This is a genomic window from Nocardia coubleae NBRC 108252 (assembly GCF_001612805.1).
Lineage (GTDB): Bacteria > Actinomycetota > Actinomycetes > Mycobacteriales > Mycobacteriaceae > Nocardia > Nocardia coubleae.
In genome coordinates, this window is the sequence record NZ_BDBD01000026.1 from 154,461 (window position 1) to 168,819 (window position 14,359).

Sequence of the window (14,359 nt, forward strand, 5' to 3'; positions counted from 1 at the left end):
ACCGCCGAACCGCGAGAGCGACGCAACTCTCAGTGCTCGGGCGGCACCAGGAACACCGGTCGGTGCCCGTGCTTGAGCACCGCCTCGGCCACACTGCTGTGCAACAGCGCACGCAACCCGGTATTACCCCGTGTACCAGCGACGATGATGTCCACATCGAGCTCGTCGGCACAGTCCACGATGGCGTTCCAGATGGTTGTCGTGCACTCGACGGTTCGGGCCTCGGCATCGATACCGGCCTGCTTGGCCAGCTGCACACCTTCGGCATTGATCTTGCGGGCATCGGTGTAGGCGATGTCCTCGATCTCCTCGTCGGGCACCCATTCCGGTTGCATCACCCCGGCGAGCCCGGAGATGCGGGCGGCCTGGCGGACCATCGGTTCCCAGGCGGTGAGCAGAATGGCGCGTTCGGCGGAGAGGAACCGGCCCGCGTACTGCACGGCGCGCTTGGCATGTTCGGAACCGTCGTAGGCGATGAGCATCCGATCGCACGGCATGACGACCTCCTGCGCAGGGTCTTTCCCCCAGGTTACCCGGCCATTTGCCGCTTGAACCCAACCTGACGACGGCACCGGTTCCGGTCCGGGTCTACCGTGGAGTGCATGCGGAAATCGCCTGTGGTCGTGTTCGCAGTTGTCGCCGCCGTCGCCACCGCGTGTTCGGGAGGGTCGTCGACCGAGACGACCACCGCCGCGAGCAGCAGCGGAACGGCGCCGTCGTCGGAGAGCGGCGCGCCTGCCGCCACCACCGGAGCCCAAAAACCTTGCGGCGCCGATTATCTCGGCACCTTCTCGCAGCGCGAGAAGCTCGCCCAGCTGCTCACCGTCGGCATCACCGGCGCCGACGACGCCACGAATGTGGTGACCACCGAGCAGGTCGGCGGCATCTTCGTCGGTAGCTGGACCGATCCGGGACTGCTCGATCGCGCTCAGCTCGACGCGGTGAAGGCTCTCGCGAAGGCGCCGTTGATGGTGACGATCGACGAGGAAGGCGGGCGTGTCTCGCGCGCGTCGGCCGTGATCGGTGAGGCGCCCTCGGCCCGGGTGGTCGCCCAGACCCAGACGCCCGAACAGCACTACCAGAACACTCTCACCCGGTCGAAGGCGTTGAAGGACCTCGGCATCACGGTCGATTTCGCACCCGACACCGATGTGAGCGCCCAGCCCGACAACAGCGTCATCGGCGACCGCTCCTACAGCGACGACCCGCAGGTGGTCACCGAATACGCCGACGCCTACATCCGCGCCTCCAACGAGGTCGGCCTCGGTTCGGTCATCAAGCATTTCCCCGGTCACGGCTCCGGTTCCGGTGATTCGCACACGGGCGCGGTGCGCACGCCCCCGTTCGACGAGCTGAAGACCAAGGACCTGGTCCCGTTCCGCGATCTGGTGAACTCCGGCGCCGCCGTGATGGTCGGCCACCTCGACGTGCCCGGCCTCACCGAACCCGACACCCCGGCCAGCATCAGCCCGGCCGTGATGTCGCTGCTGCGCCAGGGCACCGGCTACGGCGCCGCGCCGTTCAACGGCCCGATCTTCACCGACGATCTGGGTGGCATGGCCGCCATCACCGACCGCATGACGATCGCCGAAGCCGTCGAGGCCGCGCTCGTCGCCGGGGCCGACAACGCGCTCTGGATCACCACCGATGCGGTGCCGCAGGTACTCGACCGCTTGGAGCTGTCGGTGTCGAGTGGCAAACTGCCCGCTGATCGAGTCGATGCGTCGGTGCTGCGGATGGCCCGCTACAAGGGTGTCGCACTGGGCTGCTGAGCGGCGTGGCGACTGAGCGGCAAATGGGCACGGGTGGAACTTACCTTGCAGTAAGATGGGGTCTCACCCTGCGGTAGGAGAGTGGATGGCAGGCGGGACGAAGCGGCTTCCCCGGGCGGTTCGCGAGCAGCAGATGCTCGATGCCGCCGTCGAGGTATTCGCGCGCAAAGGCTTCCACGACACATCGATGGATGCGATCGCCGCCGAGGCGAAGATCTCCAAACCCATGCTCTACCTGTATTACGGCTCCAAGGACGAGCTTTTCCGCGCATGCATCCAGCGCGAGGGGCTTCGCCTGATCGAGGCCGTCGCGCCCGCGGGCAACCCCAAACTCAAGCCGCACGAGCAGGTGCGAACGGCACTCGAGGGCTTCCTCGATTTCGTCGACCGCAACCGGCAGTCCTGGCAGGTTCTCTACCGGCAGGCAATCGGTCAGCAAGCATTCGCCGCCGAGATCGAGAACGCCCGCGAGCGGGTCATCGAACTCACCGCCAAGCTGCTGGAATCCAGCGCCAGACACGCCGAGCCCGGCACCAATTTCGAGGTCGTCGCCGCCGCCGTGATCGGGGCGGGGGAGGCCATCGCCGACCGCGTCGCCGGTGGCCGCATCGAGGTGGCCGAGGCGGTCGACCTGCTCGACGATCTGGCCTGGCGCGGTCTGGCGGGTCGCAAACCCGAGTAGCGGTTGCCCCGGCCGCCGCGACCTGCGATCGTGCTTGTCTGGTAGTTCAGACCGACGGGGTGGCAGTGTTCGGAGTGTTGAAGCCGTGTGCGCACGGTGCGGCGAAGTACGGCATCGATCCGGACCGATGGCAGGCGCACATGTGCGGGCTGTGTCTCGGCCTGCGCGACGGTCACGGCCAGCTGGCCCGCGCGGCGACCAATACCGACGCGATCGTGCTCAGCGTCCTCACCGAGGCGCAGGCAGGCGCGAGTTCCCGGACGAACGCCGCGCCCTGCCCGTTGCGCGGCATGCGCCGGGCGTCGGTGGTCGCGGCCGACGCACCGGGTGTGCAGCTGGCCGCCACGGCATCACTTCTGTTGGGCGCCGCCAAGATTCGCGATCACGTCGACGACGGTGATGCGGGAGCGTTCGCGCGCCGCCCGATGCGCAAGATCTCCGATTCGTGGGCGACCCGCGCGCGACGCCAGGCCGACGCCATCGGCCTCGACGTAGCCCCGCTGCTGACCGCGATCGCCGCACAACCGGGACTCGAAGCGCGTGCGGCGGAAGGGTGCCTCGAAGACCTCACCGGCCCCACCCAGCTGTGCGCGGCCACCCTGTTCGGCCACACCGCCACCCTGGCTGGCCGCCCGGAAAACGTTGCCGCCCTGGAGGAAATCGGCCGCCACGTCGGCCGCATCGCCCACCTCGCGGACGCGATCGAAGACCTCGAACGCGACCGCGCCCGCGGCCGCTTCAATCCCCTCGACGCCACCGGCACCGACATGCCGCGCGCTTACGAACTGGTCCGCGAGAGCGAGGCGAGTATCCGCCGGGCGGCAGCCGAGGCCGAACTCGACCAGGTGCCGACGGTGCGCTGGGCGCTGCTCGACCCGCTGGCGGCGCTCCTGCGCAACCTCGGCCGCGGACTCGGGCTCATCACCGGGCACACCTGTCGCGCCTCGGCGAACCACGAGCCCTACCAGTTCCCTTCCGCACCGGAGCAGAAATCGTCCGGACCCGGCCCGCTGAAGGCGATCGGCCAGATCTGCGGCGTCTACTGCACCGGTGCGGCGTGCTGCGTCGACCACAACAGTCCTTGCGACGGCAGGCGAAAGAAGGCCTGGCGCAAGAAGTGCAAGGACTGCTGCGACGCGTGCGAGTGCTGCGGCAACTGCGGCGAGTGCGGCAAATGCTGCGGCGACGGTTGCTGCTGCGACTGCAACTGCTAGGAAAACCTCACTCGCACTTCACGATCGGAATCGGGTCGTACTTCACGGTGCGCGTGTGCCGCGAGATCTGCTGCCCCGTCTTGCGATCGGTGATCACCCGGGTATCGGAGATGGTGAATCCGGGCGCGCCCTCAGAGGCGATGCAGTCCTTGCCCTTGGGCAGGGTGATCTCGGTCGGTTCCGTCGGCTTGGTCTTCTCGCCCGTGATCGACTCCACGTCGACGGTTTTCGTCCCCCACAGCCGCACCGTGATGTCGGACCCGGTGGCGATGGCCTGGATGAACACACCGTGTTCGGAGTTGTTGCGGAAGGCGAGGTCGATCGCGCCGTCGAACACCGTCGCCTCGCGCGCGGCGGGGTAGCGCGAGATGTAGTAGCTGTGCTCGGTGTGCCCGGCGTCTTCCATGCCCGCGAAGTAGGCGGCGTTGTACAGCGTGGTGGCGAACTGGCTGATGCCGCCGCCGACCGCCGTGCTCGGCCTGCCCTTGTCGATGATCCCGGACTCGACATACCCTTCCGCAGCGGTACGCGGACCGGTGAAACCGTTGAGCGAGAACGTATCTCCCGGCTTCACGACGGCACCGTTCACCTTGGCGGCCACGGTCCGGATGTTCACCCCGGAGGGTCCGCTGAACCCACCGGTGGTGAATTCACCGATGGTTTCGTTGATGCCGAGCTTCTCGGCGGCCTCGGTGGTGAGCTTCGGTTCGATGCGCTGGTAGACGGCCTCGAATGCCCGCTCACCCGGCTGGGTGAGCAGCGCGGGCAGCTTTTCCAGCGTCTTGGCCCAGTCGATCTTTTCGCCGACCACGGCCGGTACGACCGTCGGCTTTCCGGCGCCGACGGTGAACGTGGCGTCCTTGGGCTCGATCTCGGTGGTCACCACTTGCGGACCGAGCAGCCCGATCACGGCGTCGTTGTCGATCTGCGGGGCGAGCCCGCCGTTGCCGTCGGGTACGAAACTCAGCACGCTCGCGATCTGTTCGGGTGTCAGGGCCACCCGGGTGTCCTTGGCCGCCAACGTGATCGGCGAGGCGACAGCGGGTGTGGCGATATCGCGCAACGCCGCCTGCACCGCTTCGGTTCGCACCTCGACCGGTGCCGCGACGACGGGCAGGTCGAGCAGGCTCACCTCGGCCCAGCGCTCGGTGATGGTGCTGCGCGCGCCGTCGATGTCGAGCACCCGGCCCGGGACCGGCGGCACCGCGACGGGTGCGCCGTTCTCGAAGCGAACGGTCCCTTCCACGGTGGGGTTGTCGTGGGTGCGGAACGTGCTCAGCTGCTGATCGAGCGCCGCGTTGTCAACGGTGCTGGACACGGGGACGTCGCGCGTCCCGAACAGTGAGACCAATCGGCCGACCGGGTTCAGCGGCTGACCGCCGACGGCATCCCAGGTGGCGTCCCAGTCGATGCCGAGCCCGGCCGCCGAGGGCACCATGCTGGCCTGCACATCGCCGATGCGCACGGGCAGCGGTTGGTCGGCGCGCGGGCCGAGGACGCTGCGCAGCTTGGCGTCGGCCTCGCCCTGGTCCATCCCGCCGACCTCAACGCCGGCGACGACGACGCCGCGCGGCACCTCGCCCACGTTCAGCGCTAAGTCGGCCAGGTAGGCGGCGGTGCCGACCGCGAACACGGCACCGACGGCGATCCCGATCCGCTTGACCAGCTGCTGGTCGCCCGGCGGGGTCGGCTGAGGCGCCTGTGGGCGGTGGTCACGGGCGATGGTGCTGATGGGCTGGGTGGGCAGGGCGGTGGTGTCGGCATCGAAAGTGCGATTTGCTTCGAGCAGCTTGCGTAGTCCGACCTCGCCCCGCCCTCGGTCCGCCGGTCGTCCGGCGGTCGACTCGCTGGGCACGGAGGTCCTTCCGTTTCATGGGCCCCGTTGGGTTTACCGGGTGCCCGCCAAGGGTAACGGCCCGGCGCGCACTCGGCAGCCCGGCGAAGTGGGGCAGACAGCAGGAAGGCCCCGTGTAGTTGCCGGGTCGGGGGTCTGGCAACTACACGGAGCCGATCTGTTTATCGCGGCCCTCACCGGGGCGTTACAGCCGATTTTCGGTCGATTTCGACCGGGCGCGCGATGCCGCCGGGCAGCTGGGCTCGGTCGCACGCGACAATCAGGGGTGAGACTCGCCACCAGGGACCGGACAACGAGGGAGAACTGATGCAGTTGGGAATGATCGGCCTCGGCCGGATGGGCGCCAATATCGTGCGCCGCATCGTGCGTGACGGGCACAGCGCCGTCGGGCACGAGCGCCACCAGGGCCACATCGACGAGCTGGCCGCCGAGCTCGGCGACAGCTTCCGGGGCAGCACCGACCTGAAGGAATTCGTCGGGATGCTCGACGCGCCACGGGTGGTGTGGGTGATGATTCCCGCCGGTGCCACCGGCGCCGCGATCGACGAGCTCGCCGACCTGCTCGAGCCGGGCGACACCATCATCGACGGTGGCAACAGCCGCTACCACGAGGACATCAAGCGCTCGAAGGCGCTGGCCCCCAAGGGGATCCACTACCTCGACGTCGGTACCTCGGGCGGCGTCTTCGGTCTGGAACGCGGCTTCTGCCTGATGATCGGCGGCGAGGACGAACAGGTGCGCAGGCTCGAGCCGCTGTTCAAGTCGATCGCGCCCGGTGTCGACGCCGCGCCGCGCACCCCCGGCCGCACCGGTGAGCCGACCCCGTCCGAGCAGGGCTGGCTGCACTGCGGCCCGGCGGGCGCGGGGCATTTCGTGAAGATGGTGCACAACGGCATCGAGTACGGCGCGATGAGCGCCTACGCCGAGGGTCTGAACATCCTCAAGCACGCCGATATGGGCGCCGATCACGGCGGCGAGCACTCGGCCGAGGAAACCCCGCTCGAGCGCCCGGAGTACTACCAGTACAAGCTCGACATCCCGGAGATCACCGAGGTGTGGCGGCGTGGCTCGGTGGTGGCCTCCTGGCTGCTCGACCTCACCGCGGGCGCGCTGTTCGCCGACCCGAACCTCGATTCCTTCAGCGGCCGGGTGTCCGATTCCGGCGAGGGCCGCTGGACCATCGACGCCGCCATCGACACCGCCGTCCCGGTTCCGGTGCTGTCGGCCGCGCTGTTCCAGCGCTTCTCCTCGCGCGGGGAGGCCGAATACGCCGACAAGATGCTCTCGGCCATGCGCAAGGCGTTCGGCGGCCACATCGAGCTGCCGAAGTAGACGTCCGCACCCGGCCGCCCGTCATCACGGGCGGCCGGGCCCGCGTGGGGGCACAAACTTGCGCAGATTACCTGGTCACACGCGTCTTGGAGAGTAAAACGAGGATGTTCCACAAATATTGGAACGCGTTCTTGTTTTCCAGGACAACTGTCCAGTTCCACCGTTACCTTGTCGCCAGAGGGGGAGCACCACTCGATGAGGATCGCCCCACCCGTCCAGGGTGCGGCTTTGGAGGAAATCATGATCCGGACTTCGCGCACCGCCGCGGGAATCGCCACGACCGCGCTGGTCATCGCCTGCGCGGGCGTAGCCCTCGGCTCTGGCGTCGCCGCCGCCGACAGCACCTGCTCGGTTCGTAGTCACGCCGAGAAGCGCGACGCGAGCACCGTCGGCGTCACCCACGTCTACGACAAGATCGCGAGCGCCGAGGAGATCGGCGTGGGCACCACGGTCACCTACAAGGTGGTCGTCGGGACCACCGGCATCGGCAACCCCTACGTCAACACCATCACCGACTTCCCGCCCAGCGGCTTCGGTGCCCCCGTCAAGACCACGGTCACCGCCTATCACGCCATCGGCGGCCAGGTCACCGAGGATGTGACGCCCGAACCGAACGCCGGCGGCTGGAAGGTCACCAGCACCGGCTGGTTCGTGAACTCGGGCAACCCCGTGACCCTCACCATCACCTACCCTGTCCCGTCCTCGTTGCAGCCAGGTCAGCAGGTGACCAGCGGCGGTGTCGGCGTCGCGGGCACGGTGGGCGTGAGCAATGAAATGCCCAACCTCACCGCGTGTTTCACCGCGCGTGGCGCCAATGCGGGCGAGACGGTGATCGGCAGTCTCGGCGAAAACGGCCTCGGGTCCTCCGACGGTCAGCTGAGTTCCACCGGTTCGGCCACCGACATCCTCTCCGACGTGCTGCGCAACCTGATCGGCAGCTGATGTTCGCCCGGCTGTGTTCGATCGTGGCAGCGATCTCGGCGTCGATCGTGCTCACGGTCGGCACGGCCGGGGCCGACGTCTCCCGCCTCGACAGCGTCGAGCGGCCCGGTCAACGGCAGCAGACGCTGCACGTGTACTCCGCGTCGATGGACCGGGTGATCCCACTGCGGGTCATCACACCCTTCGACACCAGCGAACCTCGCCCCACCCTGTATCTGCTGAACGGTGCGGGCGGGGGCGAGGACGTGGCGAACTGGTACGACCAGACCGACATCGTCGAATTCTTCGCCGACAAGAACGTCAACGTCGTCACCCCCGCCGAGGGCGCGTTCTCCTACTACACCGACTGGCAGCGCGACGACCCGAAGCTCGGCCGCAACAAATGGCAGACCTTCCTCACCGAGGAACTACCACCGATCATCGATGCCACCCTCGACACCACCGGCGTGAATGCCATTGCGGGCCTGTCTATGTCGGCCACGGCCGCCTTGAACCTGGCCATCGCCGCGCCCGAGCGCTACCGTGCAGTCGGCGCTTTCAGCGGATGCGCCACGGTCGAAGATCCGATGAGCCGCGCGTTCATCGACCTCGTTCTGGCCCGCGCCGGCGCCGATCCGGTGAACATGTGGGGCCCGCCCGACGACCCCGCCTGGCGGGCCAACGACGCCTACCTCAACGCGGATCGACTGCGCGGCAAGACGATCTACCTGTCCAGCGCCTCCGGGCTCCCCGGACCCGCCGAAACCCTTCCGCCCGGGGCGACTCCCGGCAAAGCCCTCGGCATGGCCAACCAGATCATGCTCGGCGGCGCCATCGAAGCGGCGGCCAACTTCTGTACTCAGCGGCTGGCTGCACGCCTGAACGAGTTGAACATCTCCGCGCACACCGTCTTCCGGCCTGCGGGCGCGCACACCTGGCACTACTGGGAGCAAGATCTGCATGCCTCCTGGCCGTTGCTCGCCGCCGCCATCGGTACGGAATAGCCAGTTACACAATCAGTTTCGGCGAGTCAAGCCCCCACAAGTTTCGGAAACGCTCTCGTTGAAACCCCCGATGTGACAGTTAGCTCTGCTCAGTTACCCGAGAGGTCCCCCCCATGCACCGTCGAATGATCCGAGTCCTCGTCACCACCGCTGCTGTCGCGGGCATCGCCGCGGGCGCCACCTCCCCGGCCCTCGCCGCCCCCGCGCAGCCCGCGGTCATCGCCGAATCCGGCTCGTCAGGCACCGGTTCCGCCCTCGTCGACTTCCCCCTCGGTTTCATGATGATCCTCATCTGCGGCCCCTGGGCCTCCCCCGAACCCCACCCCAACCCGATCTGCCGCTGATCCGGACACACGAACGGCGGGCAGCTTCCTCGGAAGCCGCCCGCCGTCGTCGTGCGTGCTAGCGCTCGATGATCGCGACGACGCCCTGGCCGCCCGCGGCGCAGATGGAGACCAGCGCGCGGCCGGAACCCTTCTCCGCCAGCATCTTCGCGGTCGAGGCGACGATGCGCCCGCCGGTCGCCGCGAACGGGTGGCCCGCGGCGAGCGAGGAACCGTTCACGTTGAGCTTGCTGCGGTCGATCGAGCCGAGCGCACCGTCGAGGCCGAGGCGCTCCTTGCAGTAGGCGTCGGACTCCCACGCGGCGAGCGTGCACAGCACCACGGAGGCGAAGGCCTCGTGGATCTCGTAGTAGTCGAAGTCCTGCAGCGTCAGGCCGTTGCGGGCAAGCAGACGCGGCACCGCGTAGGTGGGCGCCATCAGCAGGCCGTCGGGGCCGTGGATGTAGTCCACCGAGGCCACCTCGGAGTCCACCAGGTGCGCGAGCACCGGCAGCTTGCGCTCGGCGGCCCACTCGTCGGTCGACAGCAGCACCGCCGACGCGCCGTCGGTGAGCGGGGTGGAGTTGCCCGCGGTCATGGTGGCGTCGCCCAGCTTGGTGCCGAACACCGGCTTCAGCGTGGCCAGCTTCTCGACGGTCGAACCGGGACGCAGGTTGTCGTCGCGGGTCAGCCCGAGGAACGGGGTGATGAGGTCGTCGAAGAAGCCACGGTCGTAGGCGGCGGCCATGTTCTTGTGCGAGAGGTAGGCCAGCTCGTCCTGGGCCTCGCGGGAGACGCCGAATTCCTTGGCGGTGATGGCGGCGTGCTCACCCATCGACAGCCCGGTGCGCGGCTCGGCGTTGCGCGGGATCTCGATGCCGAGCATCGAGGGCCGCAGCTGTCCGACCAGCTTGAGCCGGTCCTTGTTGGTCTTGGCGCGGTTGGCGTTGAGCATCCACTCGCGCATGTCCTCGCTCACGCCGATCGGCGCGTCGGAGGTGGTGTCGGTACCGCCGCCGATACCCGCTTCGATGCGGCCCATCGCGATCGCGTCGCCGACGGTCGCCACGGCCTGCAGGCCGGTGCCACAGGCGAGCTGCAGGTCGTGTGCGGGGGTGTAGGGCGAGAGCTTGGAGCCGAGCACGCTCTCACGGATCAGGCTGTGCTCGCCGACGCGCTTGAGCACGGCGCCGCCGACGACCATGCCGAGGCGTTCGCCCTGCAGGCCGAAGCGGCTGACCAGCCCGTCGAGGGTGGCGGTGAACATGTCCTGGTTGGACGCGTGCGCGTAGGCCTTGTCGGAGCGCGCGAACGGAATTCGGTTACCGCCAACGATCGCGACCGGGCGCTGCGTCTTCGCGGTTTTGGCGGTACCTGCCTTGGCCGCCGTCGAGCGGGCTTTGCTTGTCACTCGAGTTCTCCATGGTCTCGTCGGGTGATCGGTTGTCATCCAACTTACTCTGGAGTAAGTTCGTTGTCGACACCGTACCCGCGAATGTGAAGGTAGGAACAGTGGCAGCCAAGAGCAAGGGCGCACCCAACCTCTACGGATCCTTCATCCACTCCGCCCCCGGCGCGTTCCTCGCGAGCAAGCTGGGCCTGCCCCAGCCCGCGGAGCTGCGCCGCTACAAGGCAGGCGAGCCCGCGCTTCCGGGCCCGGTGCTGCTCGGCGGCAAGGGTCGCCTCGCCGAGCCGATCCGTGCCCTGCTCACCGATTACACCATCGCCGACTCGCTCGAGGCCGGAACCAAGTACGGCGCGCTGGTGTTCGATGCCACCGGCATCGACTCCATCGAGAAGCTCGAGCAGCTGTTCGAGTTCTTCCAGCCCGCCATGCGCAACATCGCGCCGTCGGGCCGCGTCGTGGTGCTCGGCAGCACGCCGGAGCTGGTCGGCTCGGTCGACGAGCAGATCGCCCAGCGCGCGCTCGAGGGCTTCACCCGGTCCGTGGCCAAGGAGCTGCTGCGCGGCGCCACCGCTCAGCTCGTCTACGTGCACCCCGAGGCCGGCTCCTCGGCCACGGGTGTCGAGTCGACCCTGCGCTTCCTGCTGTCGGCCAAGTCGGCCTTCGTCGACGGTCAGGTCATCCGCGTCGGCAAGGCCGAGTCGGTCGCACCCGCCAGCTGGGACAAGCCCCTCGCGGGCAAGGTCGCCGTGGTCACCGGTGCCGCGCGCGGTATCGGCGCAACCATCGCCGAGGTGTTCGCCCGTGACGGCGCCACCGTGATCGTCGCCGACATCCCCGCCGCCGGTGAGGCCCTGTCCGAGACCGCCAACAAGGTCGGCGCCACCGCCCTGGCGCTCGACGTCACCGCGCCCGACGCCGCCGAGCGACTCGCCGAGTTCGCCACCGAGCGCTTCGGTGGCATCGACATCGTCGTCCACAACGCGGGCATCACCCGCGACAAGCTGCTCGCCAACATGGACGAGGGCCGCTGGAACTCGGTCATCAACGTCAACCTCGCCGCGCCGCACCGCATCACCTCCGGCCTCGTCGCCAAGGGTGTGCTCAAGGAAGGTGGCCGCGTGATCGACGTGTCCTCCATCGCGGGCATCGCGGGTAACCGCGGCCAGACCAACTACGGCGCGTCCAAGGCGGGCGTCATCGGCATGGTCGACGCCGAGGCGCCGCTGCTGTCGGAGAAGGGCATCACCATCAACGCGGTGGCCCCCGGCTTCATCGAAACCGCCATGACCGCCGCCATCCCCGTCGGCACCCGCGAGGCGGGCCGCCTGATGAGCTCGCTGCTGCAGGGCGGTCAGACCGTCGACGTCGCCGAGACCATCGCCTACTTCGCCAGCCCGGCGTCGAACGCGGTGAGCGGCAACGTTGTTCGCGTCTGCGGGCAGAGCCTGATCGGCGCCTGATGACCCAGACCATCACGCTCACCGAGATCCCGGGCAACGGCGCGCTGTACGCGAAGGCGGCCATCGGCGCCGTCCCGCTGCCCGCGCCGCTCTCGGGCCGCAAGCCCGTCCTGCCCGACCGCCGGGTCGCCATCGAGGGTGTGCGGGTCGACCCCGACCACCTCGCTGCCTACTGCCACGCCACCGGCCTGCGCTTCGGCGACACCCTGCCGCTCACCTATCCGTTCGTCCTGGCGTTCCCGCTGATGATGGAACTGCTCGTGGCGCGGGACTTCCCGTTCACCGCGGTGGGTTCGGTGCACTTCTCCAACGTCATCGAACGCACCCGTGAGATCTCGGCGGCCGAGCCGTTGGACTTCACCGTGCACACCGAGAACCTGCGCGAGCACCCGAAAGGCCTGCTGGTAGACGCGGTGACAGAGATCCGCGTCGGCCGGGAACTGGTGTGGCGTCAGGTGGCGACCATGCTGCACCAGCAGCGCACCTCGCTGTCCGGCGGTCCGAAGTCCGCACCCCCGCCGGAGGAGGTCCCCCCGCCGCCGCTGCGCGTGCAGCGTGTCGATCAGAAGATCATCAACCGCTACGCCGCCGCCTCGGGCGACCGCAACCCGATCCACGTCTCCGGAATCGGCGCCAAGGCAATGGGTTTCCCCACCACCATCGCCCACGGCATGTGGTCGGCGGCGACAATCCTCGGCACCATCGAGGGCCGTGTCCCCGAAAAGGCCACCTATACGGTCAAATTCGGTAAGCCGATCCTCCTGCCTGCCTCGGTGAACATCTACGCCGAGAAGGCCGACACCGGCTGGGATCTGTCGATGCTGCACCCCAAGAAGGGTTTCCCCCACCTCACCGCCACCGTGCGCTGAGTTCTTCGTTGCCGGAAGGCCGCGTATCCCATTCGGGATATGCGGCCTTTTCCGTTGCGCACGTGGTTATATGACGGGCAACCAGTAGCTATACAGTGTCAATCAAACCGGTTGCGCGACAATCGTTCTGGCTGATCGTTCCGTTACCGGTCCTGCGTGTGACATCAATCATGGTGTACGCCAGGTATTAGCTGGGTAACAAGATAAGTTCGACACCGTGCCGAAAGATCGCGAGTACCTCGGGCTTCGGTTCGAATCCGCCTCGGAGCCGCAACCGACCGCTTGTACTGCAGTGTTCAACTTTTCCAGCTGGCATCGAGTTGTGGATTCCGAACGATCGTTCTGAAAACCTCGCACCGCTCTCCGATTATCTCTCGCTTGACGGCAAATGTTCAGCATTGCCCTGGCAAGTGCCCCGAAAACAAGTGTCTGCGGAACTGTCCGCCCCCCGTGTTAGAAACTTTCCAGTCGGCAACGCAGTCGGCAATCATGCTTAATACCAAGGGGTTTCACTTCATGAAGAAGATCCGCACGCTCGGTTTCGGCATCGCCCTCGCGGCCGGTATCGCCATGTTCGGCACCGGCGTGGCCTCCGCCGCCGAAGAGCCCGCAACCGGCTCCTCCGAAAGCCTGGCCGCCATCGTCGAGGCCCTGTCGTCCGGTTCGGCTGCTGCGGAGGACCCGGCCGATCCGGGTACCGGTGGTGGCACCACCCCTGACGCCGCGCAGATCGCGGAGGAGCCGGAGACCGGTTCGTCCGACAGCCTGGCCGCGATCCTCGAGGCTCTGTCGTCCGGTTCGGCTGCTGCGGAGGACCCGACCGATCCGGGTACCGGTGGTGGCACCACCCCTGATGCCGCGCAGATCGCGGAGGAGCCGGAGACCGGTTCGTCCGACAGCCTGGCCGCGATCCTCGAGGCCCTGTCCTCCGGTTCGGCTGCTGCCGAAGACCCGACCGACCCGGGCACCGGCACCACCCCGACCCCGTAATTGCTCCGCAGCTGCCGGACTCTCACAAACCGCTACGGCTGTCGTTGAACAACGAATGCCCCGCCGATCTCGGCGGGGCATTCGTCGTATACGCGGCACGAGGTCGCGACGCTCACAGATTGCGAGCGGCCCGAAAACCGTTGACGTACACGGCGATCTGACGGAGGTCCTGTTCGGACAGGCCGGCAAGATTGACGATCGCTTCGGCATCGCCGACTCCGGTGGCCGGTTCGGTCGGCTCGAGGCCGGCTTGCTCGAGGAGCGGTGCCGGGTCGAGGCCGACTGCTTCGGCCATGGCTTGCAGGGTCTCCGCTGTGGTGCTGGCTGGGACCTTCGCACCACGTTTGTACTGGACGCCGCTTTCCACCTGCGTCCACAGGCTCGCGCTGATACGCGCTGCTTTTGCCGCGCGGTCCATCGTCATGTCACGTGCCTTGCGAGCTTGCCGCAGTGTTGCACTGACCTCTGAGGGGACCACCGCACTCCGATGCCTCACCATGCATCCAATGTAGCAGGCGGAAAGCATCAC

General features: G+C 67.9%; 14 protein-coding genes. 10 read left to right on the forward strand and 4 right to left on the reverse strand.

Going from position 1 to position 14,359, the window contains the following annotated elements; genetic code table 11:
- Window positions 1–29: 29 nt before the first annotated feature.
- A complete protein-coding gene (locus NCO8_RS26995; RefSeq protein ID WP_067497170.1) occupies window positions 30–497 on the reverse strand; it encodes a universal stress protein in 468 nt (155 codons plus the stop codon).
- A 105-nt stretch (window positions 498–602) separates the two neighbouring features.
- Here NCO8_RS26995 and NCO8_RS27000 point away from each other — a divergent pair, with 105 nt between their 5' ends.
- The 3 genes from NCO8_RS27000 (at window position 603) to NCO8_RS27010 (ending at window position 3,668) form a co-directional block, all read left to right on the forward strand.
- Complete coding sequence (locus NCO8_RS27000) at window positions 603–1,772, forward strand: glycoside hydrolase family 3 N-terminal domain-containing protein (protein WP_084457508.1); 1,170 nt, start codon at window positions 603–605, stop codon at window positions 1,770–1,772.
- Between the two features lie 85 nt (window positions 1,773–1,857).
- Window positions 1,858–2,454 carry a TetR/AcrR family transcriptional regulator gene (locus NCO8_RS27005; protein ID WP_067497168.1) on the forward strand — a complete coding sequence of 199 codons (597 nt, stop codon included), beginning with the start codon at window positions 1,858–1,860 and terminating at the stop codon, window positions 2,452–2,454.
- Between the two features lie 65 nt (window positions 2,455–2,519).
- A complete protein-coding gene (locus tag NCO8_RS27010) occupies window positions 2,520–3,668 on the forward strand; it encodes a DUF5685 family protein (RefSeq protein WP_067643574.1) in 1,149 nt (382 codons plus the stop codon).
- Window positions 3,669–3,675: 7 nt separating this feature from the next.
- Here NCO8_RS27010 and NCO8_RS27015 read toward each other — a convergent pair whose 3' ends face one another.
- The gene (locus NCO8_RS27015) at window positions 3,676–5,523 is read right to left on the reverse strand and encodes a VanW family protein (protein WP_067643577.1); all 1,848 of its coding nucleotides are present in this window, start codon (window positions 5,521–5,523) and stop codon (window positions 3,676–3,678) included.
- 306 nt (window positions 5,524–5,829) lie between these two features.
- On the opposite strand from NCO8_RS27015, the gene gnd reads away from it, so the two are divergent.
- The 4 genes from gnd (at window position 5,830) to NCO8_RS27035 (ending at window position 9,124) form a co-directional block, all read left to right on the forward strand.
- Entirely contained in the window at window positions 5,830–6,855 is a 1,026-nt protein-coding gene (gnd, locus tag NCO8_RS27020) for a phosphogluconate dehydrogenase (NAD(+)-dependent, decarboxylating) (RefSeq protein ID WP_067643580.1), read from the forward strand.
- A gap of 240 nt (window positions 6,856–7,095) precedes the next feature.
- The gene (locus NCO8_RS27025; RefSeq protein WP_067497204.1) at window positions 7,096–7,797 is read left to right on the forward strand and encodes a hypothetical protein; all 702 of its coding nucleotides are present in this window, start codon (window positions 7,096–7,098) and stop codon (window positions 7,795–7,797) included.
- A complete protein-coding gene (locus tag NCO8_RS27030) occupies window positions 7,797–8,780 on the forward strand; it encodes an alpha/beta hydrolase (protein WP_067643583.1) in 984 nt (327 codons plus the stop codon). Before NCO8_RS27025 ends, NCO8_RS27030 begins: the two co-directional genes overlap by 1 nt.
- A gap of 113 nt (window positions 8,781–8,893) precedes the next feature.
- A complete protein-coding gene (locus NCO8_RS27035; RefSeq protein ID WP_133733877.1) occupies window positions 8,894–9,124 on the forward strand; it encodes a hypothetical protein in 231 nt (76 codons plus the stop codon).
- Window positions 9,125–9,182: 58 nt separating this feature from the next.
- Here NCO8_RS27035 and NCO8_RS27040 read toward each other — a convergent pair whose 3' ends face one another.
- A complete protein-coding gene (locus NCO8_RS27040; RefSeq protein WP_067643586.1) occupies window positions 9,183–10,514 on the reverse strand; it encodes an acetyl-CoA C-acetyltransferase in 1,332 nt (443 codons plus the stop codon).
- A 101-nt stretch (window positions 10,515–10,615) separates the two neighbouring features.
- Between NCO8_RS27040 and NCO8_RS27045 the strand changes: the two genes are divergently transcribed.
- The 3 genes from NCO8_RS27045 (at window position 10,616) to NCO8_RS27055 (ending at window position 13,830) form a co-directional block, all read left to right on the forward strand.
- A complete protein-coding gene (locus NCO8_RS27045) occupies window positions 10,616–11,971 on the forward strand; it encodes a 3-oxoacyl-ACP reductase (protein WP_067643589.1) in 1,356 nt (451 codons plus the stop codon).
- The gene (locus tag NCO8_RS27050) at window positions 11,971–12,840 is read left to right on the forward strand and encodes a MaoC/PaaZ C-terminal domain-containing protein (protein ID WP_067497152.1); all 870 of its coding nucleotides are present in this window, start codon (window positions 11,971–11,973) and stop codon (window positions 12,838–12,840) included. The genes NCO8_RS27045 and NCO8_RS27050 overlap by 1 nt, the downstream gene beginning before the upstream one ends.
- Before the next feature lie 516 nt (window positions 12,841–13,356).
- Window positions 13,357–13,830, forward strand: coding sequence for a hypothetical protein (locus NCO8_RS27055; RefSeq protein WP_067643590.1), 474 nt, complete (start codon window positions 13,357–13,359; stop codon window positions 13,828–13,830).
- 112 nt (window positions 13,831–13,942) lie between these two features.
- On the opposite strand, the gene NCO8_RS27060 is transcribed toward NCO8_RS27055, so the two are convergent.
- Complete coding sequence (locus tag NCO8_RS27060; RefSeq protein ID WP_084457509.1) at window positions 13,943–14,356, reverse strand: helix-turn-helix domain-containing protein; 414 nt, start codon at window positions 14,354–14,356, stop codon at window positions 13,943–13,945.
- Window positions 14,357–14,359 lie beyond the last annotated feature (3 nt).

Excerpts from the sequence above, each read along its gene's own strand:
- NCO8_RS27035 (WP_133733877.1), top strand. The coding sequence starts at position 8,894 with ATGCACCGTCGAATGATCCGAGTCCTCGTCACCACCGCTGCTGTCGCG.
- NCO8_RS27030 (WP_067643583.1), top strand. The coding sequence starts at position 7,797 with ATGTTCGCCCGGCTGTGTTCGATCGTGGCAGCGATCTCGGCGTCGATC.
- gnd (WP_067643580.1), top strand. The coding sequence starts at position 5,830 with ATGCAGTTGGGAATGATCGGCCTCGGCCGGATGGGCGCCAATATCGTG.
- NCO8_RS27060 (WP_084457509.1), bottom strand. The coding sequence starts at position 14,356 with ATGCTTTCCGCCTGCTACATTGGATGCATGGTGAGGCATCGGAGTGCG.
- NCO8_RS27050 (WP_067497152.1), top strand. The coding sequence starts at position 11,971 with ATGACCCAGACCATCACGCTCACCGAGATCCCGGGCAACGGCGCGCTG.
- NCO8_RS27025 (WP_067497204.1), top strand. The coding sequence starts at position 7,096 with ATGATCCGGACTTCGCGCACCGCCGCGGGAATCGCCACGACCGCGCTG.
- NCO8_RS26995 (WP_067497170.1), bottom strand. The coding sequence starts at position 497 with ATGCCGTGCGATCGGATGCTCATCGCCTACGACGGTTCCGAACATGCC.
- NCO8_RS27005 (WP_067497168.1), top strand. The coding sequence starts at position 1,858 with ATGGCAGGCGGGACGAAGCGGCTTCCCCGGGCGGTTCGCGAGCAGCAG.
- NCO8_RS27055 (WP_067643590.1), top strand. The coding sequence starts at position 13,357 with ATGAAGAAGATCCGCACGCTCGGTTTCGGCATCGCCCTCGCGGCCGGT.
- NCO8_RS27000 (WP_084457508.1), top strand. The coding sequence starts at position 603 with ATGCGGAAATCGCCTGTGGTCGTGTTCGCAGTTGTCGCCGCCGTCGCC.